The 26,906-nt window shown below is 57.5% G+C and carries 19 protein-coding genes; 4 read left to right on the top strand and 15 right to left on the bottom strand.

What is annotated here, in order from left to right:
- Nucleotides 1-24: 24 nt before the first annotated feature.
- The 14 genes from der to ACOTXF_RS11435 all read right to left on the bottom strand — a co-directional run bounded on the left by der (nt 25) and on the right by ACOTXF_RS11435 (nt 21,164).
- Complete coding sequence (gene der / locus ACOTXF_RS11500) at nt 25-1,500, bottom strand: ribosome biogenesis GTPase Der (protein ID WP_008502134.1); 1,476 nt, start codon at nt 1,498-1,500, stop codon at nt 25-27.
- A 112-nt stretch (nt 1,501-1,612) separates the two neighbouring features.
- Nucleotides 1,613-2,791 carry an outer membrane protein assembly factor BamB gene (gene bamB / locus ACOTXF_RS11495; RefSeq protein ID WP_008502135.1) on the bottom strand — a complete coding sequence of 393 codons (1,179 nt, stop codon included), beginning with the start codon at nt 2,789-2,791 and terminating at the stop codon, nt 1,613-1,615.
- 10 nt (nt 2,792-2,801) lie between these two features.
- Nucleotides 2,802-3,422, bottom strand: a complete 621-nt coding sequence (locus ACOTXF_RS11490) for a YfgM family protein (RefSeq protein ID WP_008502136.1) — start codon at nt 3,420-3,422, stop codon at nt 2,802-2,804.
- 13 nt (nt 3,423-3,435) lie between these two features.
- The gene (gene hisS / locus ACOTXF_RS11485; RefSeq protein WP_032622984.1) at nt 3,436-4,710 is read right to left on the bottom strand and encodes a histidine--tRNA ligase; all 1,275 of its coding nucleotides are present in this window, start codon (nt 4,708-4,710) and stop codon (nt 3,436-3,438) included.
- An 80-nt stretch (nt 4,711-4,790) separates the two neighbouring features.
- Nucleotides 4,791-5,909, bottom strand: a complete 1,119-nt coding sequence (gene ispG, locus ACOTXF_RS11480) for a flavodoxin-dependent (E)-4-hydroxy-3-methylbut-2-enyl-diphosphate synthase (protein WP_008502138.1) — start codon at nt 5,907-5,909, stop codon at nt 4,791-4,793.
- Between the two features lie 26 nt (nt 5,910-5,935).
- Nucleotides 5,936-6,952 carry a cytoskeleton protein RodZ gene (gene rodZ, locus ACOTXF_RS11475; protein ID WP_023325867.1) on the bottom strand — a complete coding sequence of 339 codons (1,017 nt, stop codon included), beginning with the start codon at nt 6,950-6,952 and terminating at the stop codon, nt 5,936-5,938.
- A gap of 292 nt (nt 6,953-7,244) precedes the next feature.
- Nucleotides 7,245-8,411 carry a bifunctional tRNA (adenosine(37)-C2)-methyltransferase TrmG/ribosomal RNA large subunit methyltransferase RlmN gene (locus ACOTXF_RS11470; protein ID WP_014171168.1) on the bottom strand — a complete coding sequence of 389 codons (1,167 nt, stop codon included), beginning with the start codon at nt 8,409-8,411 and terminating at the stop codon, nt 7,245-7,247.
- Nucleotides 8,412-8,580: 169 nt separating this feature from the next.
- Nucleotides 8,581-9,012, bottom strand: a complete 432-nt coding sequence (gene ndk / locus ACOTXF_RS11465; protein WP_003860625.1) for a nucleoside-diphosphate kinase — start codon at nt 9,010-9,012, stop codon at nt 8,581-8,583.
- 121 nt (nt 9,013-9,133) lie between these two features.
- Nucleotides 9,134-10,009 (bottom strand): 4Fe-4S binding protein, encoded by an 876-nt coding sequence (locus ACOTXF_RS11460; RefSeq protein WP_045416218.1) that lies wholly within the window; start codon nt 10,007-10,009, stop codon nt 9,134-9,136.
- Nucleotides 10,009-10,797 (bottom strand): dimethyl sulfoxide reductase anchor subunit family protein, encoded by a 789-nt coding sequence (locus ACOTXF_RS11455; RefSeq protein WP_232926730.1) that lies wholly within the window; start codon nt 10,795-10,797, stop codon nt 10,009-10,011. The genes ACOTXF_RS11460 and ACOTXF_RS11455 overlap by 1 nt, the downstream gene beginning before the upstream one ends.
- Nucleotides 10,790-11,419, bottom strand: a complete 630-nt coding sequence (locus ACOTXF_RS11450; RefSeq protein WP_045416223.1) for a DMSO/selenate family reductase complex B subunit — start codon at nt 11,417-11,419, stop codon at nt 10,790-10,792. The genes ACOTXF_RS11455 and ACOTXF_RS11450 overlap by 8 nt, the downstream gene beginning before the upstream one ends.
- Nucleotides 11,416-13,794, bottom strand: coding sequence for a DMSO/selenate family reductase complex A subunit (locus tag ACOTXF_RS11445; protein WP_047746002.1), 2,379 nt, complete (start codon nt 13,792-13,794; stop codon nt 11,416-11,418). The genes ACOTXF_RS11450 and ACOTXF_RS11445 overlap by 4 nt, the downstream gene beginning before the upstream one ends.
- Nucleotides 13,795-13,882: 88 nt before the next feature.
- On the bottom strand, nt 13,883-16,210 hold the full coding sequence (gene pbpC, locus ACOTXF_RS11440; RefSeq protein WP_045416227.1) for a peptidoglycan glycosyltransferase PbpC: 2,328 nt from the start codon (nt 16,208-16,210) through the stop codon (nt 13,883-13,885).
- Between the two features lies 1 nt (nt 16,211).
- Complete coding sequence (locus tag ACOTXF_RS11435; RefSeq protein ID WP_047746003.1) at nt 16,212-21,164, bottom strand: alpha-2-macroglobulin family protein; 4,953 nt, start codon at nt 21,162-21,164, stop codon at nt 16,212-16,214.
- A gap of 288 nt (nt 21,165-21,452) precedes the next feature.
- On the opposite strand from ACOTXF_RS11435, the gene ACOTXF_RS11430 reads away from it, so the two are divergent.
- The 4 genes from ACOTXF_RS11430 to ACOTXF_RS11415 all read left to right on the top strand — a co-directional run bounded on the left by ACOTXF_RS11430 (nt 21,453) and on the right by ACOTXF_RS11415 (nt 26,083).
- Nucleotides 21,453-22,997, top strand: a complete 1,545-nt coding sequence (locus ACOTXF_RS11430) for a PTS transporter subunit EIIC (protein ID WP_045335336.1) — start codon at nt 21,453-21,455, stop codon at nt 22,995-22,997.
- A 12-nt stretch (nt 22,998-23,009) separates the two neighbouring features.
- Complete coding sequence (locus ACOTXF_RS11425) at nt 23,010-24,377, top strand: 6-phospho-alpha-glucosidase (RefSeq protein ID WP_048962903.1); 1,368 nt, start codon at nt 23,010-23,012, stop codon at nt 24,375-24,377.
- A gap of 90 nt (nt 24,378-24,467) precedes the next feature.
- Nucleotides 24,468-25,313, top strand: coding sequence for a 3-mercaptopyruvate sulfurtransferase (sseA, locus tag ACOTXF_RS11420; protein ID WP_023344686.1), 846 nt, complete (start codon nt 24,468-24,470; stop codon nt 25,311-25,313).
- The gene (locus tag ACOTXF_RS11415; RefSeq protein WP_045416238.1) at nt 25,313-26,083 is read left to right on the top strand and encodes a MurR/RpiR family transcriptional regulator; all 771 of its coding nucleotides are present in this window, start codon (nt 25,313-25,315) and stop codon (nt 26,081-26,083) included. Before sseA ends, ACOTXF_RS11415 begins: the two co-directional genes overlap by 1 nt.
- Nucleotides 26,084-26,100: 17 nt before the next feature.
- On the opposite strand, the gene sseB is transcribed toward ACOTXF_RS11415, so the two are convergent.
- Nucleotides 26,101-26,877, bottom strand: a complete 777-nt coding sequence (gene sseB, locus ACOTXF_RS11410) for an enhanced serine sensitivity protein SseB (RefSeq protein WP_045416241.1) — start codon at nt 26,875-26,877, stop codon at nt 26,101-26,103.
- Nucleotides 26,878-26,906: the final 29 nt, after the last annotated feature.

The raw sequence follows: 26,906 nt of genomic DNA, 5'->3' as shown, positions 1-26,906 counted from the left end.
GGGCTTTCGTGCGTTCAGCAAAGCTTATTTGCTTTTCTTAATGTGCTTAATCAGACGTTTACGCTTGCGCATCTGGTTCGGCGTCAGGGTGTTGCGCTTGTTGGCGAACGGGTTTTCCCCTTCCTTGAACTGGATACGGATAGGCGTGCCCATCACGTCCAGCGATTTACGGAAGTAGTTCATCAGGTAGCGCTTGTAGGAATCCGGCAGGTCTTTCACCTGGTTGCCGTGAATCACCACAATTGGCGGGTTATAACCACCGGCGTGGGCGTATTTCAGCTTCACGCGACGGCCGCGCACCAGCGGCGGCTGATGGTCTTCCGCAGCCATATTCATGATACGGGTCAGCATGGCGGTGCTCTGACGACGGGTGGAGCTGTCGTACGCTTCGCGCACGGATTCGAACAGGTTACCCACGCCGCTGCCGTGCAGCGCAGAGATGAAGTGTACGCGAGCAAAGTCGATAAAGCCCAGACGGAAGTCGAGGGTCTCTTTCACCTGCTCTCGCACTTCATTGCTCAGGCCATCCCATTTGTTGACCACGATAACCAGTGAGCGCCCACTATTGAGGATAAAGCCGAGCAGAGAGAGGTCCTGATCGGAGATCCCTTCGCGTGCGTCGATAACCAGCAGCACGACGTTGGCATCTTCAATCGCCTGCAGGGTTTTGATAACGGAGAATTTTTCCACCACATCGGTGATTTTCCCGCGCTTACGCACCCCGGCGGTGTCGATGAGGACATACTCACGCTCATCGCGCTGCATCGGGATGTAGATACTGTCGCGGGTGGTACCCGGCATATCGTAAACGACCACGCGCTCTTCACCCAGAATACGGTTAGTAAGTGTAGACTTACCTACGTTTGGACGGCCCACGATGGCCAGCTTGATCGGCAGATCCTGCGGGTTGAAGTCGTCTTCAGGCTCTTCTTCTTCGCCCGCTTCGCCGTCTTCAAACTGCGCCCAGTATTCCGCGTCTTCGTCCACCTCTTCCGGCGGGTTCACTTCGTCAACCCACGGCAGCAGAACGGTTTCCAGCAGGCTGGTGACGCCACGGCCATGCGATGCCGCGATAGGGTAGATCTCACCCAGACCCAGTGACCAGAAATCTGCGATAGCCTGATCGGCATCGATGCCGTCGGTTTTGTTCGCCACCAGGAAGGTTGGCTTTTCACGTGAACGCAGGTGTTTTGCGATAGCGGAGTCCGCCGGCATCAGGCCAGCGCGCGCGTCCACCATGAACAGCACCACGTCCGCTTCTTCAATCGCCAGCAGCGACTGTTCCGCCATGCGGGTTTCCACGCCGTCTTCTGTGCCGTCAATACCACCGGTATCAATACAGATGAACTCGCGTCCTTCCACCTCTGCACGACCGTACTTACGGTCACGCGTCAGCCCCGGGAAATCCGCAACCAGCGCATCACGGGTGCGTGTTAAACGGTTAAAAAGAGTGGATTTTCCAACGTTAGGGCGCCCGACAAGCGCGACCACAGGTACCATGTTTGAAGCCTCATAAAATTCAAAATAACGTCGCTTTCGCGGCGTTTTTAAAAATGTCAAAACGGCTCCTGAGTGAACAGGAGCCGTTTAGTATACTACAACCGCCGGGTAATTAACGCGTGATCGCGTACAGCGTGCCGTCTTTTGCCTGAATCAGCAGTTTGCCGTCGGCCACGACCGGGTCGGTCAGGAAACCAGAGCTGTCGACTTTTTGCTGTGCAACAAAGCGGCCATTATCCGGATCGATCCAGTGCATATACCCTTCGCTGTCGCCGACAACCAGGCTACCGTTGTACAGCGCTGGCGCAGTCAGCAGACGGTGCAGCAGATCGCTTTGCGTCCACAGCGTCACGCCGCCTTCGGTGCTCAGGGCCAGCAGACGGTCGTTCTGGTCAACCATATAGATGCGGTTACCCTCAACGATGAAATCATTCACCGAGCCCAGCTCACGTTTCCACATGATCTGGCCGCTGCGCAGATCCAGCGCGGTCAGGTTGCCGTTGTAGGCCAGCGCGTAAACCACACCGTTAACGATGACCGGCGTTGTGTCCACGTCGCTCAGACGGTCAATTTCCGTTGAGCCAGTGGCCTGAGAGATACGCTGCTGCCAGATCATCTGGCCCTGCTGCATCAGCACGGCGCTTACGCGACCGTTGTCGCCGCCGACAATGGCAGCACCAAATGCGGTAGCCGGGGCAGATTCGCCACGCAGAGAGAGCGCAGGCATATCCAGGTTAACGGTCCATTTCACCAGGCCGTCCGCTTCGTTCAGCGCCTGCAGCTGGCCGTTGCTGGTATGAATCAGCACCAGGCCATCGCTCACCACCGGACGAGAGAGGGATTCACCCGCCACGGTCGTTTGCCAGGCAATGGAACCGTCGCTGCTGTTCAGGGCATAAACCTGCGCTTTTTCGCTGCCCACGTAGACGTGGCCACCGGCAACGGTCAGGCCGCCAGACAGCAGTGCAGGCTTACGGGAGAACCAGCCGTCTTTTTCCGCCAGGTTAACGGACCACACTTCTTTTCCGTCATCCGCGTTCACCGCTTTCACGGTACCTTTGCGATCGGCCGCATAGACAACGCTGTCTGCATACGCAGGATGAAGGTTGGAATAGAAATCACCAATCCCATTGCCCACGGAGACATCCCACGCGGTGGATGGGGTAAACTGGTTTTCAACCGTCGGCAGTGGGGACATTTTCACAACGTCTTCTTCGCCACTGAACAGTGAACAACCACTCAATAACGTAACAGAAAGCAGTCCTGGCAGAAGTAATTTACGCAATTGCATCGGGTCCCTCTCAGACGGACAAATTATTTATTTTCATCTGCATCATTTCGCTCAGCGCAGGTGAGGCATTGCTCTCGACGCCAGCTTGCCACGCTTTACGCGCGCCCGCTTTGTCACCTTTGCTCAGCAGTGCTTCACCGCGCAGATCGGCAACGATGGCAGCAAAACCTTCGCCTTTGATGGTATCGAGCGTTTTCAGCGCATCGTCAGCTTTTTTCTGCTGAACCTGAATACGTGCCAGGCGCAGATTGATCACCGCTTTCAGATTTTCATCACTGGCGGCAGCAAGGCCCTGAGACAGCTGAGCAACGGCTTTATCCAGTTCGTTCTTATCAACGTACTGCTGAGCCACTTCCAGCGCAGCCAGTGCACCGTAGGTGTTTTTGTTGTCAGCCGCAAATTTTTCTGCCGCCGTCAGCGTTTGCGGCTGATCGGCACGAATTGCGCTCACGGTATTTTCATAGGACAGGGACGCGCCGCGCGCGGAATCCGCCTGATGATTGTTCCAGTAACGCCAGCCTACCAGCGCACCGACACCTAAAATAACCCCAACAACCAGCGCTTTGCCGTTTTCAGCAAAGAAGCGTTTAATCGCGTCGACCTGATCGTGTTCGTTCTCGTAAATTTCCACGCAGTCCTTCTCCTTAGCCCAATAGAGTGCGCAAGTGCGCCGCAACGCCGTCCTGCGTTACCGTTGTCTGCTCACCAGAGCGCAGGTCTTTCACCACCACTTCGCCGTTGGCCACTTCGGACTCACCCAGCACCAGTGCGATACTTGCGCCCCACTTATCGGCACGAGCAAACTGTTTTTTGAAGTTGCCGCCGCCATGGTTGGTCATCAGCTTAACGCCCGGCAGCGCATCGCGCACGCGTTCGGCAAGCTGCATTGCCGCAGACTGCGTTTCCGCGCCTGAGGCCACCAGGTATATATCGACAACGGAATCTGCTTTAAATTCCGGATTAACTGCCTGAACCAGCAAAACAAGTCGCTCAAGACCCATCGCGAAGCCAACCGCAGGCGCAGCGCGACCGCCAAGTTGCTCAACCAGACCGTCGTAACGACCGCCCGCGCACACGGTGCCCTGAGAGCCGAGGCTGGTGGTCACCCACTCAAACACGGTACGGTTGTAGTAGTCCAGACCGCGCACCAGGCGCTGGTTTACGGTATAGGCGATACCCGCCGCTTCAAGCAGCTTGCACAGGCCCGCGAAGTGTTCGCGAGATTCTTCATCCAGGTAATCACCCAGCGCAGGCGCATCGTTCAGCAGTGCCTGAACATCGGCGTTTTTGGAATCCAGAACGCGCAGCGGGTTGCTGTACATGCGACGTTTGCAGTCTTCGTCCAGTTTCTCTTTATGCTGTTCCAGGAACGCCACCAGCGCATCGCGGTAGTTCGCACGCGCTTCCAGAGAACCGATAGAGTTCAGCTCGAGGGAAACGTGATCGGCGATACCGAGCGCACGCCACCAGCGGGCGGTCAGCATAATCAGTTCAGCGTCGATGTCCGGGCCCTGCAGGCCAAAGACTTCCACACCCAGCTGATTAAACTGGCGATAACGCCCTTTCTGAGGACGTTCGTGGCGGAACATCGGGCCGATATACCACAGACGCTGCTCCTGATTGTACAGAAGACCATGTTCGATGCCGGCGCGTACGCAGCCCGCCGTCCCTTCCGGACGCAGGGTCAGGCTGTCGCCGTTGCGGTCCTCAAAGGTGTACATCTCTTTTTCAACCACGTCGGTCACTTCACCGATCGCGCGTTTGAATAACGGGGTCTGCTCTACAATCGGCAAACGAATTTCGCTGTAACCGTAGCTGCCGAGAACCTGCTTCAGCGTGCCTTCAATGCGCTGCCAGATGGCGGTTTCGCCAGGCAGATAATCGTTCATGCCGCGGATGGCTTGAATGTTTTTTGCCACGTTTATTCTCTTTCTATATACAAAAAAAACCCAAAGAATGGGTTCAATCATACATGGGAAGCTCACGGCTTCCCATCACGTTATTTTTCAACCTGCTGAACGTTGATACGCTGTGTCTCGTCCATCATGGCGGCTTTGGCGCGGATGCGGGCTTCAAGCTGGTCGATCATGTCACTATTATCCAGACGATCTTTTCGAACGCCATCTTCATAGAGACCACTTTTCTTGTTACCGCCGGTCACGCCCAGGGTTGACACCAGGGCTTCACCCGGACCGTTCACCACGCAGCCGATGATGGAGACGTCCATCGGGGTGATAATGTCTTCCAGACGTTGCTCCAGGGCATTCACCGTACCGATCACATCGAACTCCTGACGTGAACAGGTTGGGCAGGCAATGAAGTTGATCCCACGCGCGCGAATACGCAGTGATTTCAGAATATCGAAGCCGACCTTGATCTCTTCGACAGGATCCGCCGCCAGCGAGACGCGCAGGGTGTCACCGATCCCTTCAGAGAGCAGCAGCCCCAGACCGATCGCGGATTTTACCGAGCCGCTACGCAGGCCGCCCGCTTCGGTGATCCCGAGGTGCAGAGGCTGATCGATCTGCTTTGCCAGCAGGCGATAAGATTCTACGGCCAGGAACACGTCGGACGCTTTTACGCTGACTTTGAACTGATCGAAGTTAAGGCGATCGAGATGATCGACGTGACGCATCGCGGATTCGAGCAGCGCCTGCGGCGTAGGCTCACCGTATTTTTCCTGCAGATCTTTTTCCAGGGAACCGGCGTTAACGCCGATACGGATAGGAATATTTTTATCGCGGGCGCAGTCCACGACCATGCGGATACGCTCTTCGTTACCGATGTTGCCCGGGTTAATACGCAGGCAATCGACGCCGTACTCGGCCACTTTCAGTGCGATGCGGTAGTCGAAGTGAATATCCGCCACCAGCGGAACGCTGACCTGCTGTTTGATCAGTTTGAACGCCTCAGCCGCATCCATGGTCGGGACGGAGACGCGAACAATATCCGCGCCGACACGTTCTAATGCTTTGATTTGATTGACCGTCGCTTCCACATCGGTGGTGCGCGTATTGGTCATCGACTGAACGGCGATAGGTGCCCCATCGCCGATTGGCACATTCCCAACGTAAATCCGTTTCGATTTTCTACGTTGAATCGGAGCCTGGTTATGCATGAAAAATCTCCCGCGTTGCCCGTCTGTTACTGTGCTGCTGATTGTTCGGCATTAACGGTAAGACGTGCAACCTGGTTAGTTCTGATAAAGCGGCTCAGGTCGACAGGTTTTCCTTGATACTGGATCTGTACCGCTGCCGGAGCGCCGATTTTAAGTTTATAAGGCGCCTGGCCCGTTAGGTTTAACGTGCCATCTTTGCGCTGCAGGCCGCTGAACAGTTTTTTACCTGTCGCGTCAGTCACTTCCAGCCAGCAGTCGGCGCTGAAGTTCATTACCAGCGCGTTAGGATCGGCTGCGGGTGTCGCCGTACCCGCCGGGCTGGTTGGCAGAGACGCTGCGGTATTGTCTGCAGGCTGAGTAGCCGCAGGCGCGTTCGCCGCAGTATCAACATTCGCCTGAGAAGGGGCAACCACCGCGTTTTGATCCTGAGCCTGAGGCGCAGCGGTGTTAGCCGTTGCTGCCGGAGCCTGCGCAGCATTGGTCGCTGTCGCATCTGGCGCTGCGGTCTGTGGCTCGCTGGAAGTCGCTGCACCGTCGGTATTCAGCGGCACGCTCTGGGCGTTATCCGTTCCGGCCTGGTTGAGTTCGGCGGAGGATTGATCGGCCATGGTGGTGATCTCTTCCTGCTGCGCCTTGTGGTTTTGCCACCACCACGCACCGGTCAGACCGACCACCACAAACAGCACCAGCCAGGTAAAGCTCATCAGCCAGCCATCACGTTTTTTACGACGTTTCCCCAAGGAGAAGGTCTGCATCGGCGCAACTTTTGCTGCACGGACCGGCGCCTGCTTCTCCATCATTGGCAGTAATTCGTTTTCGGGGATGTGCACCAGTTTTGCGTAAGAGCGGATATAACCGCGCAAGAACGTTGAAGCCAGATCGGCGGGTGCCTTATCTTCTTCAATATCGCGAACCGTGGAAACCTTCAGGCACAAGCGTTCTGCGACGGCTTGCTGGCTGAGTCCGAGTTGTTCACGGGCGTTGCGAAGACGAACGCCAGTGGAGAGTGCTTCATGTTGGTCGTGAGTGGCTTCAGTATTCATTCGCTACAACTACTGGTACGTGAAAAAAAGGGTTCAGGCGCCGGTGAGTCACAATGCCACCCGCACCGCGAAACTTCTGGTCAGTTAACCTTGAACACAGAGTATAAGACTGTCAGCCCGGAGATGACAGTACAGCCCTGCCCGTACGGCTAAACTGTTGTTACGTCGTTACATACTGCCCGAAAGTCGGATGAAACGCACCGTAATTATTGATCAGTCTTCACGAATCTGACTGATTATTCAGTAAGGTTATGTCTCACGGCGCAGATAATGCGCCGTGAGTGCATAATAATCAAACAGCTTTAACCGCGATCGTCTCGCCCTGCATGCGTTTACGCAGGGTACGCTTGGTACGGTCAATAACATCACCAGCCAGCTGTCCACATGCGGCATCAATATCATCACCACGCGTTTTACGCACGATGGTGGTGAAACCATATTCCATCAGCACCTTGGAGAAACGGTCGATACGGCTGTTCGAGCTACGGCCATACGGCGCGCCCGGGAACGGGTTCCACGGGATCAGGTTGATTTTACATGGCGTATCTTTCAGCAGTTCAGCCAGCTGATGCGCATGTTCGGTACCGTCGTTGACGTGGTCCAGCATCACGTACTCGATAGTGACGCGACCCTGGTTGGCGTTGGATTTCTCCAGATAGCGACGTACGGCAGCGAGGAAGGTTTCGATATTGTACTTTTTGTTGATCGGCACAATTTCGTCACGAATTTCATCGTTTGGCGCGTGCAGGGAGATCGCCAGCGCGACGTCAATCATATCGCCGAGCTTGTCCAGCGCAGGCACAACGCCTGAGGTCGACAGCGTGACGCGACGCTTGGACAGACCAAACCCGAAGTCATCCAGCATGATTTCCATCGCCGGAACGACGTTGGTCAGGTTCAGCAGCGGCTCACCCATCCCCATCATCACCACGTTGGTGATTGGGCGAGTGCCGGTCACTTTTGCCGCGCCGACGATTTTCGCAGCACGCCAGACCTGGCCGATAATTTCTGAAACACGCAGGTTACGGTTAAAGCCTTGCTGCGCGGTTGAGCAGAATTTGCACTCCAGCGCACAGCCCACCTGAGAGGAGACGCACAGCGTCGCGCGGTCTTCTTCCGGAATGTAGACGGTTTCAACGCGCTGATCGCCGACCGCAATCGCCCATTTGATGGTGCCATCTGCGGAGCGCTGCTCTTCCACCACTTCCGGGGCGCGGATTTCAGCCACTTCTTTGAGCTTATTGCGCAGGACCTTGTTGATGTCAGTCATGTCATCAAAATTGTCGCTGCAGTAATGGTACATCCACTTCATGACCTGATCGGCACGAAACGGCTTTTCGCCCATCTCTTTGAAGAACTCGCGCATCTGCTGACGGTTCAGATCCAGCAGGTTGATTTTTCCATTTTTATTGGGAACCGCAGGAATGGCGACTTCGGAGGTATTCACTAATTCAGACATAATATTTACCGGCCTCGTTGTTACACGTTATGGCCCATGGAGGGTTGAATAGAAACGCCCCGGAAAGCGGTCTGCTCGTCCGGGGCGTTGCATTGTACAAAGTCTGGCGCAGGGATGCCACGTCTGGACGCGGCATTTACGAAAATAATGTGTAAACGAAACCGTTAAATTAACGGGTACGTGGACACACTTCGCCTTCTGCGAAGAAGAAAGCGATTTCGCGTGCGGCAGATTCAACAGAGTCAGAACCGTGGGTACCGTTCTCGGTGAAGCTGTCAGCGTAGTCAGCGCGCAGAGTACCTGCCAGCGCGTTGTCCGGGTTGGTTGCGCCCAGCAGGTCGCGGTGACGCTGTACGGCGTTTTCGCCTTCCAGTACGGATACCACGATTGGACCGGAGGTCATGAACTCCACCAGGCCGTCAAAGAATGGGCGACCTTCGTGCTCAGCGTAGAAGCCGCGCGCCTGCTCAACGGTCAGGTGCAGCATTTTGGTACCAACAATTTTGAACCCTGCAGATTCAAAGCGAGCGAAGATGCTGCCAATAACGTTTTTTGCCACCGCGTTTGGTTTGATGATGGAAAAAGTACGTTCAATAGCCATGATAACCTCTGTCAATGTTCTGTTGTTTTGCATACCTGAGTATGGTGTGGCGCGGATTATAAAGAGCTATAGCGCTATTGCCTATGGTTCTGCATAACATTTTTTTAAAATGAGACGAAGATTAGCAACAGTCCGGGTTTCGCATATCGTGTTGATGGTGAAAACAGAGCGGACACTGCTTTTCATCAGGCGTAAATGACCAGAAATGACGGTGGCACGTCAGGCAAACGGCTTCATATGCCAGTATGGCCACGTTTTTCGCTGTTCCTTCTGTTTGCGTCACTTTTATCGCCGCATGCTGGCATACCGCTTCGCAGCCGCCGCAACCGGTACAACGTCCAGTTTCGACGACCAGTTCAGCGTTCTCAAACCGAATCGCGTTTTCCGTACAACTCCGCCAGCACGCGCCGCACAATACGCACGTTCCGGCGTCGAGATCTATCTCTGCCTCACTAACCCCAGAAAACGCTCTGCGCAGTTCACGCTGACCGGGCACGACGCTACAGGTCCGGGCATCCTCACGGGGAACGTGCATCAGCGCACGGCGGGCGATATTAACCTCGTTGACGGGTAAAAGTTTAAACGCCCATGCCGCTTCACCGCGTCGACGAAGCACAAGATTAAGCCGGGCAATCGCCAGCAGCCAGTCAGGATACTGCTCCACGTCGATACTGATAAAACGAACATGGTGCTGTGCATGCCAGAGCAGCAGCTCATTCACATTCGGCGCACGTTCAGTAAAAGGCCCGACAAGCGTATCGCCACACAAAAAGCGTTTTCGCGGCGTGATGCCGGTGATGGCCTCAGTGGGGCAAACAAACAGGCAGTCACCGCATTCAATACAGCGGTTCTCATCAACCGAGATATCTGCGTCCGTAAAAGAAAAAGCCTGCACGGGACAAACGTCAGCGCAGGCACAACAGGAAGCATGGCGAAAACGGCGACGGACGCACGCATGCGTCACGTCCATCGCCGGGCCAAACGTCAATCTGCCCATCAGCCAATACTGAAGAAAACGAAGCACAGCATCAGCTCACCCGCAATCAGCAAGGCGCTGCCCAGCAGCATTGTGCCTCGCGCCGCTTTTAACCCGCCTGCAGCAAAGCACAGCATACCCACGACAGACACACACCAGCTCAGCAGATGCACGGTGCGCAGTTGTTGCAGCATCTGTAACGGCGCATGAGGGAACGTCACCACGGTGTTGTCCATAGCCGAGATGTCGGCCAGCCAGACGGGCTGCATCACCAGACGCACAAGCACCAGCAGCGTGATAATGACCACCGCCGCACGCAGAGTAGCCCGGGAACGCATCCCAACCGCCATGCAGGCTGAACCAATAATGCCCACCGAGCCGATAAACAGCACCAGCGTGTTGATATGCTGCCACGTCACCACGGACGCATGCATGTAGATCTGCGCCATGCAGAACACATCCACCAGCCCGACAAGGCCCGCCGCCGCCAGAAGCAGCTTCCAGCCTGGCTTTTTGGCGAACATCAGCAGCGTCGCGAGACCCAGCGCCGCCAGGTAAAGGCTGGCAAAGATAATCTCACGGCTCAGCCAGGAGCTGGAGACATGGCGCAGCGCGTTGAGAGCATTGAGCGGATAGCCCATGTGCAGCGCCGAGGCGAGCAATCCGAGGCTTGCGAGCACAAACGCCCCGGCAGCAGGCAGAAGCGCGCTACGCTGCGAAGCATGCGCCCCCCCGAACACCAGCCAGAGCGTCACGCCTACCGAGCCCTGCAGGAACAATGTAAAAATCAGCAGCGGTAACTCATGCATGGCGTTTGCCCTCTTTCTCTGCACCCTGATGCGCTTTGATCACCAGATTCGGTTTTGTGATGGAAGAATCAGGCAAGCCTTTCACGTCACTGACCGCACCATACTTCGCCCGCAGTTCATCAATCGGCCCGAATTTAATCGCTTCGAGTGGACAGGTTGCCACACAGACGGGCTGCTCCCCCTTCGCCTGGAGATCCACGCAGAAATCGCATTTTGACATTTGCCCGGTCTGCTCGTTGAGCTGTGGCGCGCCGTAAGGGCATGACCACGCACAGTAGCCGCAGCCGACGCACTTATCTGTATCAACGCGCACAATGCCGTCTCCCGGACGCTTGTGCATCGCCGTGGTCGGACAGTTTTTAGTGCAGATGGGGTCTGCACAGTGGTTACAGGAAATAGAGAGCGTGTAGGCAAACACATTGTTGCTGACGCCGCCCTGCCCGGTTGGGATGAAATTCCCGCCGTTGACTTCGTACACGCGACGGAAACGACGTCCGACCTCAAGGTTGTTTTTATCTTTGCATGCCACCTGGCAGGCTTTACACCCTGAGCAGCGTGAAGAGTCGATGTAAAAGCCCAGCTGTTTGTCGCTCACCGGCGCGTAGTGTTTAAACTGACTCATGCTTTTGCCACCTCCACCAGCATGGTTTGATGTGAATTCCCTTTCGCAAGCGCGGTAATACGAGCCGAACTGAGCACGTTCGCGCAGCCGCCTTTATCAATGCCCTTCTCATCCGGCTGCCACCAGGCACCTGCCTGCATGGCTACCACGCCAGGAATGATGCGCGGCGTAACCTCCGCCGGGATCTCACAAATGCCGCGTGCGTTATGGATACGCACGGTATCTCCCTGCGCAATGCCGCGCTTCTGCGCGTCCTGAGGGTTAATCCACAGCTTTTGCTGCTGCGCCTCAATCAGCCACGGGTTGGCGTACTGGGTTGAGTTAGCACGGTTTTTCCCTTTCCAGGTGATCAGCTGCAGCGGGAAGGTTTTCGCCAGTTCGTCTTCCGGCCCTTCGTGGGCAGGCACGTAGTGCGACAGCGCCGGAATTTCCGGGTGCTGCATGTCGTACAGACGCTTCGAGAAGATCTCAATTTTTCCGGACGGCGTCGGGAACGGATGATTTTGCGGGTCGCGAATGTTGTCTTCAAAAGCAACGTACGGCGCGCTTTTGAAGAGATGCTGACGCGTCTTTTGCAGCGTCGCGAAGTCTGGCAGGTTTTCCTCCGGCATCGACAGCTTTGTCTGCTCCCAGATGTGCTCAATCCACGCCTTTTCGTCACGCCCTTCGCTGAATGCCGGTTCGACACCAAGCTTAGCAGCGACCTCCCGCAGCCAGTCGTAGTCTGAACGGCGCTCAAATTCAGGCTCAATCAGCTTTTCGGACAGGATCAGATAGCTTGCGGTACCCCAGGTTTCGCCGATATTCCAGCGTTCCATAAAGCTGGTTTCCGGCAGGAGAAGATCGGCGTATCGGGCGCTCGGCGTCATAAACAGATCGCTCGCGACGATAAACTGGATTTTCGACTCGTCTTCCAGCACGCGGGTTGCCTGATGAAGATCCGGGTTCTGGTTAGCCAGATAATTGCCCGCCAGCGAGAAGAGGATGCGGATATTGCTGTCCAGCTTTTCGGCATCCTTCAGGCCGACTTCCGCCGTTACCTTAGAGGCATCGTCGGCGGCCTGCACCCAGTTCATCACCGATATTTTGGCTTTCACCGGGTTATCCGGCATCTCCGGGCCTGCGGCAAATTTACGGTTAGCACAGCCGCCATAGCCAGCCGCCCAGCCGCCTTTCACCCCAACGTTACCCGTCAGCGTGGCCAGTATCGTCGAGCCGCGCGCGGTGCGCTCGCCGCAGTTATGGCGCTGCGGTCCCCAACCCTGGATCAGCGCGGCGGGCTTCGTCGTGGCATAATCGCGCGCCAGCTGACGAATGGTCTGCGCAGGCACGTGGGTGATGTTCTCTGCCCACTCGGGCGTTTTCGCCACGCCATCTTTTGCGCCGCTCAGATAAGCCATCAGGGATTCATTGGCCGGAACGCCTTCCGGCATAGCGTCTTCATCAAAGCCCAGGGTATAGCGCTGAATAAAGTCGCGATCGTGCAAGTTCTCCGTGACGATCACGTACATCATGGCGTCCATCAGGGCGTTATCGGTTGTTGGCAGCAGCGGGACCCACTGGTCAGCAAGGGAGGACACCGTATCTGAATAGCGCGGATCGACAACGATGAAGCGGGTGCCGTTTTGCTTCATCTTCTGGAAGAAGTAGTTGCTGTGACCAAAAATCGTTTCCGTCGGGTTATGCCCCCAGAGGATGACCAGCTTGGTGTCCAGTAACGTGTCCAGCGAGCTGCCGCTGGCGGCGGTACCGTAGGTATAGGGCGTTGCCGCTGCGGTGTTGCCCATACTGACCGAGTGATAGCTTTCGAGATAGCCACCCGTTAAATTAAGCAGACGACGAACCATTTTATCGCCGGAGAACGTTCCTCCCGAAACTGCGGTGCCAACATGCACATAGCGCGAAGCAGCACCGTATTTTTGCGTAATGGTTTTTAATTGATTCGCAATAAGCGTTGTGGCTTCATCCCAGGTAATACGTTCGAATTTTCCTTCGCCACGTTTACCCACGCGTTTCATTGGATATTTAAGCCGATCGGGATGATAAACAAATTTCCGATACGCGCGTCCGCGAACGCAGGCGCGCATTATCGGCATTTCCGGATCTAACGCATTGTCCGGGCGGGTAGAAATTCGGGTTACAACGCCCTCACTAACGTGAGCACGAATATCACACTTCCCGCCACAGTCAAACGTGCTACAGGTCTGCACGACTTTTTCTTCAGGCGTCACGTCTGCCGCCACCGTGCCCTGCGCCCGTGCTTTGCTGGTTGTCACCACAAACGGGAGTGTGGCCAGAGCCGATCCTGCCTGAATAAAATGCCGCCGGGACAGGGCAGGAATAAGACCCTCTTCCTGATTGTTATTCTCTTTCATTGCTCGTTCCTACAAATAAAAACGCATTCTCGTTTTTTTTCAGGAACGCATATTGATAATTATCAAGCTAACTCTTCAGAGGTAATACTTAACGGTCTAATTCAAAATTGACCGTTGCCGTTTGGCCTGATTTATCCATTACCAGTAATTGATATTCACCCGGCAAATATAATTTTAATGAATAATTATAATTCCGCCCCGCTAAAGGCTCTCCATTTAAAAACCACCAGCGCTCCCCTTCCCCTCCTGTTGACATAACAGAAAGCGTGACATTACCTTCGCCGGGAAGTCGCTTAATAACAGCCCCCTCTCTGATACCCGAAATCATAAGCGGCGCCACATTGTTATTGTCCAGAGGCGGACAGTCAGTTGATCGGGCAGGAAGACGCGCAGCCCTTTTTTCCGCGGCGGGCAGCCAGGGCTCCAGCGGCAGCGGCCAGACATCCAGGACTTTTTCAGTAGCATCCGGGCAATCTGCGGCCACGCGTTTGCCAGTTTTATCCAGCCAGACCGGGAAACGAATGCCGCGTATGCCCTCCTGTTCAGGGAGAAGCAGCGTGGGCGGTTCACTCCCTTCCAGCAGCCAGGTCGACAGGCGACGTCGACAGTTTTCACTGCCTTCCGGTAGCGACTGGCCGCCCGGCCAGCAGATCACGCCCCGCCCGACGCTCTCCGGACGCGGATCGCGCGGCAGGCGGGCTTCGTCTACCGTTGAACGTGACTGAAGCAGATTATTGACCTGGTTTAACAGCGGAACCGCGCTGGCAAACCCAAACTGTCCCGCCACGGGCGTGCCGTCCGGTCGTCCGGTCCAGATGCCTATCACATAACGGGCATTCAGACCGATGGCCCAGGCATCACGGTACCCGTAGCTGGTGCCGGTTTTCCACGCCAGCGGCGCAACCTGCGGTAGCGCATTATCCGGCAGCGGCTGCGCTTCATTGGCCAGAATACGGCGAATAATCCACGCCGAGCCTGGCGATAACAGCGGGCGTTCAGTCAGCGGATCGACCGGCTGTAACCGCAGCCTTCCCGCCTTACCGTGTCGGGCAAAGGCACTATAGGCCGCAGCGATATCTGCCAGCCGCGCGCCCGCCCCGCCGAGGATCAGAGACAAATTCGGCTGTGCCCCCGCAGGCAGGATCAGCGGCAAGCCTGCGTTGCTCAGCATCCCGGCAAATCGTTTTGGTCCGTAGGCTTCCAGCACCTGAACGGCCGGCAGGTTGAGGGAGCGGACCAGCGCTTCACTCATGCTGACCGGTCCATGGAACCCGCTGTCAAAATTCCCGGGACGATAATCACCGGTTTTTCTTGGCACATCCTGAAGCAGCGAGGCGGGATGGATCAGGCCATCATCCAGCGCCATGCCGTAGATAAAGGGTTTTAACACCGATCCCGGCGATCGGATCGCATTGACCATATCCACATGGCTAAAACGCGTGTCATCGTTGATATCCACCGATCCAACCCAACCGCGCACTTTCATATCGGTATGATCGACCACGATCATCGCCAGCGAGCTGCGGGCCGGCAGGCGGGATTTCCAGTTCATCGCCAGCTCTTCCAGCTGCCGCTGCAGTCCGGCATCCAGCGTGGTGACAATTTTCGTGTCGCGACTTTTGCCGAGCATCATCCGAGCAAAGAGCGGCGCCAGCTGCGGCATCTGCCGGGGCGCCAGCCATACTGATTCCTCACGGGACTCTTTGACCTGCTTTGCGGACCAGACCCCCTGCGTCGCCATGCGGTCGAGCACTTTATTGCGCGCCGCTTCGGCCCGTTCAGGCCAGCGGTCCGGGCGTAATCGACTCGGTGCCTGCGGCAGCACCGCCAGCAGCGCCGCGTCGGAATAGCTGAGCTGCGACGGCGGCTTGCCCAGATACGTCCAGCTTGCCGCTCCCACGCCCTGCAGCGTACCGCCAAAGGGGGCGCGATTGAGATAGAGCGTCAGGATTTCGCGTTTGGAAAGATGCCACTCCAGCTGCATGGCACGCCAGAGCTGGCGAATTTTGCCGCCAAAGGTGCGCGGATGCGGGTCCAGCAGTCGCGCGACCTGCATGGTGAGCGTGCTTCCGCCAGAGATGACTTTCCCGGAACTGAGATCCTGCCAGGCGGCGCGCAGGACAGAGAGCGGGTTTACGCCGGGGTGATCCCAGAACCAGCGATCTTCGTACTGGATCAGCGCCTCAAGATAACGGGGAGAGACCTCTTCGATCGTCACCGGATAGCGCCAGATCCCGTCGCTATCGGCAAAACGCCAGAGCGGCGTGCCCTTCTCATCCACCACCACCCGGGCAGGGTTAACCTCTTTCAGCGGCAACGGCCACAGGCGGTCGGCGGCGACAATCAGCCCCCCTAAAACGAGAAGCGCTCCCGCCAGCCATAGCCAGCGGGAGCGTGTCAGACGTGCCATTCGCATATTACGGAACAACAATCAGCGGGCCGCTGGCCGCACCCGTTGCCCGCCACTGCGGCACATACATAGACTCGACCATCGGAACCGGCACCTGGTAGGTTCCCGGCGTCACGGCGCGCGCCAGATAAACCAGCGTGACCGGCTGACCTTCATTTACCGGCACGGCGGCCACAAAGCGGTCGTCGCGGAATTCCATATGCTGAATGTCCGCCTGCTGCATCTGGCTGAGCAGGTTATGCACCTCACTGCCGCTGTCCTGCAGGCTGGCGCTGCTGCTTGCCAGGTTCTGGTTTTCCAGCTCCAGACCCGCAGGCAGGAGATCTACCACCAGCGCGTCCGGCACGTTCTGGCTGGCTTTAACTTCCAGCCACACCAGCACCAGCTCGCCGCTCTTCAGCGAAGAGAGTGATTTCGTACTGCCGTCGGTTGCCAGGATATGACGTTCGACCTGCAACACGTTCGCGCTCGGCTGAGGGGCATATTCCGGATAGCCGGTGCTGTCCAAACGTACCCAGAGCGGTGTCGTTCCGGTATTGGTGACCTGCAGCGCGCCAAGCTGGTCGCCGCTCACGTTTTGTACCTGCGCTTTATCGCCACCTGATGCGGAATCTGACAGGGAGGTTTTCGCCTGCCATGCACCGGACAGAGTTTGCAGCGAACGTCCGGCCAGGAACAGCGCGTTGCTCTCCTGAGTGGACAACCAGCGCTGGCTGAAGGCCTGTTCAGACAGGGCATTCAGCAGCGTATTTTGCGCATCCGGCAGAAGTTTGTACTCCTCCAGCAGGGAGAGCATCAGCGCGTTATCGCGAAGCTGGCTGCCGTAATCGGCCATCCAGGTTTTGCTGTCGTTGCGCGGCGTTTTGAGCGCCAGATCCAGCGCCTGCTGGCTGCGCGGGGCATCGCCCATCAGCCTGAGCGCCATGCCCAGCTGCATCAGCGGCAGGCCGGACGCCGCCTGAGCGTGACGATCCCAGATTTCACGCAGCGCGCCCAGCGGCGCTTTTTGCTGACGAGCCAGCACCAGCGCGGCATAGGCCTGAACGGCAAATTTACTGGCCTGAGTATCATCGCTATAGCGAATGGACATCATGCCCGGGTCCTGCAGGTAGCGCAGCAGACGGCTATTGGCGTTATTCACCGCATCGGCAGGCACGCTATAGCCCTGCTCGCCCGCCCGCACCAGGAAGTCGGTCACGTAGGCCGTCAGCCAGTACTCTTCCGGACCGTTTTTATCCCACAGCGCGAACCCGCCGTCTTCACGCTGCATCTGCAGCAGACGGGAAATACCGATATCAATGGCGGCACGGCGTTTATCGTCCGTATCACCTTTGATGCCAAGCGCCGTCAGTTGCGCCGCGTTGGTGTAGAGCGACGGGAACAGGCCGCTGGTGGTCTGCTCCAGGCAGCCATACGGATAGGCCTGCAGTTCGCGAATATAGCGCGCCAGGTTGAGCGGTGGTTTGCCGCTCAGCAGCAGTTGCCCCTGCAGAGTGGCAGGAGAGAAACCGTTACTGTGCTGCGCCGGTGCGGTCCAGGATTCGCCAGGGTTCAGCATGGCACCGGTATTCACCGTCTGCGCCGGGAACGCCGGACGCACGCCGATTTTCCAGCTCTTTTGCTGCGGTGCGAAAGTCTCGCCCGGAAGCTGCAGACCGGTCACCTGCGCGGTCACTTCACCGTCACCATAACCGTCCAGTGCGCGCACGGGAATAAACAGCGTGCTGCGCGCCCCTGGCGGCAACTGAACCGGCTGCGGCTGTCCACCTTCCAGCGACAGTTTGCCTGTCGCGGTCAGGGCAACGTTCAGCGTTTGCGGCTGGTCGGTCAGGTTGGTGAGATCCAGCGTCAGGCGTGAGGTGTCTCCACTTGCCAGGAAGCGCGGCGTGTTAAGCTCGGTAATAACCGGCGCGGCCACCACAACCTTGCTTTCGCTGCTGCCGAAATCGTCTTCTGTCCAGGCCTGCGCCATCAGACGCAGTTCGCCGTTGAAATCACCAATCGGCAGCGTAATCGTGCCTTCCCCGTTGGCATCCAGCGTAACCGGCTGTGCCTGCTGGGCAATGATGGTCACGTGGTTCACCGGCGGTTTGCCGCCGCGCTTCAGTTCATCCCCATCGCCACCGAAGCGCAGCGCGGCCAGACGGCCCTGCCCTTCAATGACCTGGCCGTATATATCGTAGATATCCGCGCCGTAGCGCTTCTGGCCAAAGAAAGCCTGCCACGGATCCGGCGTGACGTAATCGGTAATGTTCAGCACGCCGCTGTCCACCGCCGAGACCAGCACGTTCACCTTCTGCGGCACGGCCCCCTCTTTCACGCTGGCTTTCACCTTCACCGAGAGCGTCTGGTTTGGACGCATTTTCTGCGGGTTATCGAGCGCAATATTCAGGCGGCGATTTTCATCGCCCATCGGCAGATGCAGCAGACCGACCGCACGTTTCGGCGTGGCGGATTTGGATTTATCTCCGGGACGTACCACCAGCGTACTCAGGTAGAGGTCGTGACGCTTCCAGGCCTTGTCGACCGGGATAGCGAGATCCAGTCCGTTTGCCGGTACGTCGATCTCTTTCCACCACAGCGGCCCTTCGCTGGACTCGATCATCGCATAGCCCTTTCCTGCGGCTGGCGCGGCGATGTGCAGTTGGATGGTGTCGCCTGGCTGATAGGCTGGCTTATCCAGTTTCAGCGTCACGCGGTCAGGGCGCGCGGCTCCGGTGCCGTCGCTGTTATCCTGCCAGCTGTAGCCTGCCCAGAAGCGCACGCTGCTCACCATATCATCAGGCGCTTTGACTTCCAGACGATAAGAGCCCCACTCCACCGGGAAGGTGACTTTACCCGTCTCATCGGCCTTAAGCGTCAGCTCCTGCTCGCCTTCGACGAGGTCTTTCTGATCGAACTGAGACTGCCAGCCTTCGCTCTCAGACCAGTTCCAGAAGTAGTCACGACGCTCGCGAATCAGTCGTACCTGTAATCCGGAAACGGCCTTTTTGGCTCCGCTGGCATCGGCATACACGATGTCGAAGCTGGCGTTGCCGTTCTCATCAACAATCGGTTGGTTGACGGTCGTATCGGTGCGGTAGTCGTAAACGGCTTTACTGGCGAACTGAGGGCGAATACCCGGCAGCTCAGCCGCAGGCCAGATAGCCTGCTCAGCGCGACGCGTCACCGGACGACCGCCCGACTCCAGCAGGCTGGCCTGCAGGATCAGCTGCAGCGGAGAGTGCACGTCTTTCCACTGGCTTTCGGTAGAAACCTGCCCACGCCCCTGCTCGTCCAGCGTAAGCTGAACTTCATCCAGGCTGCGGCTCAGGTTCTCTTCGGCGATATCACCAAACTGGAAGCCCGGCAGCGCGGCCACCGCGTCACGCAGCGGACGCAGGAAGAGCTGGCCCTGCAGAGAGTTACCGTTGGCCGGTGCGCCATACAGGTAATAGCCGACCACGTTAAAGTCGACGTTATCCTGCGGTGAAACCGGCGTTTTTTGTCCGCTCAGGTTGAGCGCCATGCGCTCTGGCATGAAGTCTTCGACGTGGAAGTCCCACAGGCGCTGCAGGTTATCGCCCGTGTTGGCGCGGATATGCCACATGCCGGTCTGCGCCCCGCTGTCCAGCGGGTAGTTGAATCGGTAGAGACCGTTTTCAGGCTGAACAACGATCGAGCGAGCCACCTGACCGTCAGGGCGCAGCACGTCAAGCTTCACGGGCTGATCGGGAAGCGGCTTACCGTCACTGTCGCGCAGCAGGCCGTTGAGGATCACCGTTTCACCCGGGCGATAGAGATCGCGTGGGCCAAACATGAAGAACTGCTTGCTGTAGCCCGGACTCCCGGCGATATCAAACTCCGCCAGGTCGAGGGCCGGTAGCTTGAGGTCAAGCAGCGTGGTCTGGCCGTCTTTACTGGCCAGAATCAGGGCAGCCTCTTTGTCGGTCTCAAGCTTTGCGTGGCCATCGCCGTCGCTTTTCGCTTCGGCAAGGGTCTGCCCTTTGTCATTCAGCAGGGTGACCGTGACGCCAGACTGCGCCGCACCGTTCTCCAGACTCTGAGTGAAGATGTCCAGGCGATTATGATAACGGTGAGCGGACAGGCCAATATCGCTTAAGGTAAAGAGCGTTGCGGCGTTGCTGTAGTTATAGTGCCCGGCCTGGTTCATGACCGCGATGTAAACCCCAGACTGCTGGAGTGGTTTAATATCCTTCAGGGGCAACAGCAATTTTTCGCGCGTGTTGCGCGCCGGATTAAGATCGAAGCGACCGGTGTAAACCAGCTCCGCCATCTTTAGCAGGTTGTCGGATTCCCAGTTGGTGAGGGAGTTGCGGTATTCCCACTGGCTGACAAAAGAGGCCAGCGATTCCGGCTTCACGCGGTAGAAGTTCACGTCAACATTGTTGACGTTGAGCGCCATTACCGGCAACCCTTCCACCACCTTGCCCGGCAGCAGCGAGCCGCGGCTGGCAAACCCGACGGTAGGCTCGACGTCCCGGGTGGTCAGAGCTTTTTCATAATCAATGCCGAACGTCGTCTTATTCAGCGCCTGCAGGCCCCGTTCAACGGTGACGACCAGGTTGCGGTTGGGCTCCAGATGACGCAGGCGAAGCTCTTTCAGGTTAGGCGCAAGTTCCCACGCCCCGTCAACTTTGCCGCTTTTTTTGTCCACGACATGCACGGTTTTCGCGAAATCCTGATCGGGATTCAGCGGAACCGAGAATGTCAGCACCAGCGTGGCGGCACCGTCGAGCTGAACTTCAGAAGCATCCAGCAGGGTCAGCGCTTTTCCCTGACTCTGGGCGGCTAGCTTAGCCAGCGTTTCAGCATTTGGCTTTTCCGCGGCTTTTGGTGTGGATGCGGTGGATGCCGCGGGAGCCGCAGCCTGAGGTTTATCGTCGCTGTTATCACAGCCGACAAGCGTAAACGTAGTAAGCAGCGCAAGAGAGAGCGCGGCTAAGCGAAACGGTTTCATCCTTTGTCCCTGGCCCAGAGGGGGCCTGTTGGTCGTCGTCCGGATAAGTATTATCCGCAAGTTTCATTAATTCAAAAAGTCCAATTTTAGAATCTGGAAAGCGCCTCGCAGAAGGGCATCACGCCGCTACGCCGTGATGGAACCGCGATCACAGCGCATAACGTCACATGTTACCTTTCACGTCATTTGTTTTTAAAACAAGAGGATAGCTGGATAAGCGTCCCTGAAGGCTGCTAGTTTTATAACCATGACGCACCCCGAGTGCGCGGTTCAAAAAGAGAGAAAGCCATGAAACGAGCCGTGAACGCCCTACAAAATTTCGGAAAATCATTGTACGGACCGGTGCTTATCTTACCGATCGTCGGTCTGTTTATCGCCTTTGGTAACGTGCTGGGTAACGGTAATCTCGCCGAGTACCTGCCGTTTCTCGGTCATCCGCTGATTCAGCATCTTGGTCAGTTGATCGCAAAATCTGCCGTGTCGGTGCTGGTTAACCTGGCGCTGGTGTTTGCCGTCGGTATTCCGATTGGCCTGGCAACGCGCGATAAAGGCTATGCCGCGCTGATTGGCCTGGTCACCTTTGTCGTATTCATCAACGCCATGAACGTCACGCTGCAGCTGCAGGGCGCGCTGGCGCCAGCGGCGCAGATGAAAGCGGCCGGACAGACGATGGTACTGGGCGTGCAGGTGCTGGAGATGGGGGTCTTTGCCGGGATACTGACCGGAGCGCTTTCCGGCTATCTGTACAACAAATACTCCGGCGTACAGTTTAACGGCGCGATGGCGATTTACTCCGGCCACTGTTTTGTCGCCATCGTCATGCTCCCCGTCTCCATGCTGCTCGGCGTGGTGATGAGCGAACTGTGGCCCTTTGCCCAGCACGGCATCAGCGCCCTGGCGCTGGCCATCAAAGGCTCCGGGCCGTTTGGCGTGGCCATCTACGGTTTCCTGGAACGCATTCTGGTCCCCACCGGCCTGCACCATCTGGTTTATACGCCGTTCCTCTATACCGAGCTGGGCGGCACGCAGGAGGTATGCGGCGCAACCTATCAGGGCGCGCGCAATATCTACTTTGCCGAGATGGCCTGCCCGGACGTGAAGCAACTCAGCAGCACCGTGGTGTGGGACGCACGCGGCATCAGCAAAATGTTTGGCCTGCCTGCCGCGGCGCTGGCGATGTATATGACCGCAAGGCCAGAGCGTAAAGCGGCGGCGAAAGCGATTCTGATCCCGGCGGCGCTGACTTCGCTGCTGGTCGGCGTGACCGAGCCGATTGAGTTCTCCTTCCTGTTTGTCGCCCCGCTGCTGTTCATGGTGCACGCGGTGCTGACCGGCATCGGCATGATGCTGTTCTCGCTGCTGGGCGTTCACGCCATCGGTGCCAACGGGATTATCGACTTCATCCTTTACAACCTGCCGCTCGGCACGGCCAAGTCCAACTGGCCGATGTACATCGTTGTCGGGCTGATCATGTTCGCCCTGTACTTTGTGGTGTTCCGCTTCCTGATCCTGCGCTTCAACATGAAAACGCCGGGCCGTGAAGATGAGGACCAGGAGACGCGCCTCTACAGCAAGCAGGAGTACCAGGCGAAGGGCAATAACGACGGTCTGGGCGAGTCCATCGTGGTGGGGCTGGGCGGTCGGGAAAACATTGAAGTGGTGGACAACTGCTACACCCGCTTGCGCGTCACGGTGAAGGACGTCGCCATCATCGACGAGCCGCGCCTGAAGGCGACTGGCGCGAAAGGGATTATCAAACAAGGTAACAACGTTCAGGTGGTCTACGGGCTGCATGTCAAAAAAATGCGAGAAGCCGTTGAGACGTTTCTCTGAAAGGAGCTAAAGATGTTAACACCCCCATTCATTCTGTCGATTGCCGGCGGCGGCAGCACCTACACGCCAGGCATTGTGAAAAGCCTGATGGTGCGCCTGCAGGATTTCCCGCTGGCCGAAATTCGCCTTTACGATATCGACGAAGCGCGTCAGAACACCATTGCGCCGGTCGTCGAGAAGGTCATTCGCGACCACAGTCAGCGCATCACATTTACCGTCACCAGCGACCCGAAAGTGGCCTTTAGCAACGCGCATTTTGTCTTCGCCCAGATGCGCGTCGGCCAGTACAAAATGCGTGAGCAGGATGAGAAGATCCCGCTGCGTCACGGCGTGGTGGGCCAGGAAACCTGCGGCCCCGGCGGGCTGGCCTACGGCCTGCGCACGATCCTGCCGATGGTGGAGCTTATCGATCTGGTCGATCGCTACGCGCATGAGAAAGCCTGGATCGTGAACTACTCCAACCCGGCGGCGATCGTCGCGGAAGGCGTGCGCCGCCTGCGCCCGAACGCAAGGGTGCTGAACATCTGCGATATGCCGGTTGCCGCGATGCGCAATATGGGCGCCATTCTGGGCGTGGATCGTCATAAACTGGAAGTGGACTACTTCGGCCTGAACCACTTCGGCTGGTTTACCCGCGTGCTGGTGGACGGCGAAGACAAGCTCCCGGAGTTGCGTAAGCATATCGCGAAGTTTGGCCTGCTGACGGAAGATGCGGCTAAAACCGACCCGCAGCACTCGGATCCGTCGTGGGTGAAAACCTGGCGCAATATCAAGCCGATCATGGACAACTTCCCCGAGTATCTGCCGAACCCGTATCTGCAGTATTACCTGATGCCGAACCAGATTGTGGCGCATCAGAACCCGGACTATACCCGCGCCAACGAAGTGATGAACGGGCGCGAGAAAAAGCTGTTCGCCGCCGCCGAAGAATATCAACGCACCGGAATTTTACCGGATGCCTTCCACGTGGGCGTCCACGGTGAATTTATCGTTGACGTCGCCTGTTCGCTGGCGTTCAACCTGCGAAGCCGCCATCTGGTGATGGTGGAAAACCGCGGGGCGATTACCAACCTGCCGTACGATGCGGTGGTGGAAGTTCCCGCTTATATCACCGCCGAAGGCCCTGAACCGATTCGCGTCGGCCAGGTGCCGCTGTTCCATCAGACCCTTTTGCAACAGCAGCTCGCGTCTGAACAGCTGCTGGTGGAGGCGACTATCGAAGGCAGCTATGAAAAAGCGTTGCAGGCATTTACCCTGAACCGCACCGTGCCGACCATGGAACATGCAAAAGCGATTCTGGATGAGATGATTGAGGCCAACCGCGACTACTGGCCAGCGCTGCAAAAAGCCTGGCAGGACGGCGAACCGGTGAAAAAATAGGGGCTTGCTCGCGAGTTGAACGTGGTTTACTTGTCGGTGTCAGAAAAAACACCGACAATCCTTTTTTACGGAAAAGAATGGAGGCAACCCATGTCCACCTCATATTTTGTCGCCGCCGACTGGCTGATTGAGCACGGCGGCGATCCGGAAGTGCAGATTATCGACGCGCGTATGGCCCCGCCGGGGCAAGAGCATCGTGACGTGCCCGGTGAATACCGCGCAGGGCATCTGCCTGGCGCGGTATTTTTTGATATCGAAGCCCTCTCCGATCACACCTCTCCCCTGCCGCACATGCTGCCGCGCCCGGAAGCGTTTTCCGTGGCGATGCGCGAGCTGGGCGTCAGCAAAGACAAACACCTCGTTGTCTATGATGAAGGTAACCTCTTTTCCGCGCCGCGCGCGTGGTGGATGCTGAAAAACTTCGGCGTGGAAAAAGTCTCGATTCTTGCCGGCGGGCTGGCGGGCTGGAAGCGCGACGAGCTGCCGCTTCAGCAGGGTGACGTCACGCTGCCGGAAGGCGAATTCGATGCGACCTTTGACGCCCACGTGGTAAAACGCCTGACCGACGTGCTGGTCGTGAGCCATGAAAAAACGGCGCAAATCGTCGATGCCCGTCCTGCTCCACGCTTCAATGCCGAAGCGGATGAACCGCGCCCAGGGCTGAAGCGTGGACATATTCCGGGCGCGCTGAACGTGCCGTGGGGCGACCTGGTGTTTGAGGGCGAGCTGAAAACCACCGACGAGCTGCGCGCCATTTTTGAACGTCAGGGCGTGGATTTGCATCGTCCGATTATCGCCAGCTGCGGTTCCGGCGTAACGGCCTGCGTGGTCATTCTGGCGCTCGCCACGCTCGGCGTAAGCGACGTCACGCTCTATGACGGTGCCTGGAGCGAATGGGGCGCGCGTGACGACCTGCCGGTTGAACCCGCGAAATAATGGATAACCGCCTGGCCACGCTGTTAACGCGCGGGGCGTCATTGACCCGCGCGGAGTATCGCGTCCTCGCCCACCTCACGGAGCATCCGCTGCTGGTGGGCAACATCACGGTTCGCGAGCTGGCACAGGCGACGTTCGTTTCTACCGCCACCATCATGCGGCTGTGCCAGAAGCTGGGGTTCAGCGGCTTTAGCGAATTCATCTGGCACTGCAAGCAGCTGCTCTCCGACACGCCGCATATTGCCGCTCAGGCGCAGTCGCGTCCTGAACTCCCGGTGCTGTTTAACCAGTTTATCGCCAACTATCAGCACACCTTTCAGTGGGTTACCCAGGACAAACGCCAGCAGTTTTCCGACCTGCTGCGCCAGAAAGAGAGCTTCTTTCTCTACGGGGCCGGGTTTTCTTATCTGTTTGCGGAGTACCTGACCAAGAAGCTACAGGTAATGGGCAAAACGGCGTTTATCTCCGGACCGGGCGACAGCCGGAACATTTTTCTCAGCAATGCCGCCCGCTATCAGGTGTTTATTGCCGTCTCGCGCAGCGGCGAAACGGAACAGGTGCTGGATAAAGCGCGGATAGCCAAAAACGTCGGCATGACGATCGTCGCGTTTACCCGCGCCTCGGCCAACACGCTGGCGGAGATGGCCGACGTGCACTTTGCGCTCTATGACGAAGCGGTGCACTTTGCCGCCGAAGCCGCAGGGGTGACGTCGTTTGAGTCGAATCTGGTGCTGCTGATGGATTTACTGCTGCTGGAAGTAACGGGGTGATATTCACCCCGCTGTCATCAGATGATGCGGTTAGTTTTGAAATCGCGCAGGAAGCCGCCCCAGCGACGCTCATAGAACGGCGTAATGTGCTCGGTAATAAAGTGGCTAATGCCCTTCTCACCGTTTTTCACCTGGCAGATATCAATTGGTTCATCGCCCGGTAGCGTGTCGGTCGCCACGCTGCCCGCTGCCTGAACGATCTCGTCGAAATCGCCATCGGCTTCAATACCGATCAACAGCACCGGCTTTTCGTCCGCGCGCTCTTTAATGGAGCAGAGAAACGCGCGCCTGACGGGCTTGAGCGTTTTGAACAGCGTCGTCAGGGAATCAATCATCTGCGCGGGCGGCTCGGCCACTTCAGAGAGCAGCAGCGTTTCGCCCCCTTCCAGCACTTCCTGCGTGCTGAGCGGGTTGCCCTCTTCGCCAATCAGGTGGCTGATTTCACGCGGCGTAAACTCTTTCCCGGTCGGCAGCTTCGCGTTCAGGAACAGCGTCTGGCCGAGCGTCATTTCAAACAGGGTACGCACCGGCATCACCACGAACGCCTGTTCATCTTCTACCGCTTTCTGCAGCGCTTCCAGCGAGGTGAAGAACGGGATCACCGACGTGCCGTCGTCTTTCTCCCAGTGCAGCAGATCCAGCGCGCTGTCTTCTACGACCTGTTCACCTTCAGCCGCAGTGCCCGGCACCCAGACGGTGGATTCCAGCAGCGTGCGGAAAAAGGCCGGACGGTGGGCGGGCTCGGTCGCCGCCTGCTCCAGCAGGGTTTCTAATTCGTTTTTGGTTTCTGACATAGTTTGGCTACTTCACACTTGCCCGGCGG

It is taken from the genome of Enterobacter cloacae complex sp. IR53041 (assembly GCF_049238285.1).
Classification (GTDB): domain Bacteria; phylum Pseudomonadota; class Gammaproteobacteria; order Enterobacterales; family Enterobacteriaceae; genus Enterobacter; species Enterobacter roggenkampii.
This window is presented reverse-complemented; position numbering and strand designations above follow the sequence as displayed.

Bases quoted from the DNA above. Each gene is read 5' to 3' on its own strand.
- ACOTXF_RS11415 (WP_045416238.1), top strand. From the start codon at position 25,313: ATGGATAACCGCCTGGCCACGCTGTTAACGCGCGGGGCGTCATTGACC.
- sseA (WP_023344686.1), top strand. From the start codon at position 24,468: ATGTCCACCTCATATTTTGTCGCCGCCGACTGGCTGATTGAGCACGGC.
- ACOTXF_RS11430 (WP_045335336.1), top strand. From the start codon at position 21,453: ATGAAACGAGCCGTGAACGCCCTACAAAATTTCGGAAAATCATTGTAC.
- ispG (WP_008502138.1), bottom strand. From the start codon at position 5,909: ATGCATAACCAGGCTCCGATTCAACGTAGAAAATCGAAACGGATTTAC.
- sseB (WP_045416241.1), bottom strand. From the start codon at position 26,877: ATGTCAGAAACCAAAAACGAATTAGAAACCCTGCTGGAGCAGGCGGCG.
- bamB (WP_008502135.1), bottom strand. From the start codon at position 2,791: ATGCAATTGCGTAAATTACTTCTGCCAGGACTGCTTTCTGTTACGTTA.
- ACOTXF_RS11445 (WP_047746002.1), bottom strand. From the start codon at position 13,794: ATGAAAGAGAATAACAATCAGGAAGAGGGTCTTATTCCTGCCCTGTCC.
- der (WP_008502134.1), bottom strand. From the start codon at position 1,500: ATGGTACCTGTGGTCGCGCTTGTCGGGCGCCCTAACGTTGGAAAATCC.
- ndk (WP_003860625.1), bottom strand. From the start codon at position 9,012: ATGGCTATTGAACGTACTTTTTCCATCATCAAACCAAACGCGGTGGCA.
- ACOTXF_RS11470 (WP_014171168.1), bottom strand. From the start codon at position 8,411: ATGTCTGAATTAGTGAATACCTCCGAAGTCGCCATTCCTGCGGTTCCC.
- pbpC (WP_045416227.1), bottom strand. From the start codon at position 16,210: ATGCGAATGGCACGTCTGACACGCTCCCGCTGGCTATGGCTGGCGGGA.
- ACOTXF_RS11460 (WP_045416218.1), bottom strand. From the start codon at position 10,009: ATGGGCAGATTGACGTTTGGCCCGGCGATGGACGTGACGCATGCGTGC.
- ACOTXF_RS11435 (WP_047746003.1), bottom strand. From the start codon at position 21,164: ATGAAACCGTTTCGCTTAGCCGCGCTCTCTCTTGCGCTGCTTACTACG.
- ACOTXF_RS11450 (WP_045416223.1), bottom strand. From the start codon at position 11,419: ATGAGTCAGTTTAAACACTACGCGCCGGTGAGCGACAAACAGCTGGGC.
- ACOTXF_RS11455 (WP_232926730.1), bottom strand. From the start codon at position 10,797: ATGCATGAGTTACCGCTGCTGATTTTTACATTGTTCCTGCAGGGCTCG.
- rodZ (WP_023325867.1), bottom strand. From the start codon at position 6,952: ATGAATACTGAAGCCACTCACGACCAACATGAAGCACTCTCCACTGGC.
- ACOTXF_RS11425 (WP_048962903.1), top strand. From the start codon at position 23,010: ATGTTAACACCCCCATTCATTCTGTCGATTGCCGGCGGCGGCAGCACC.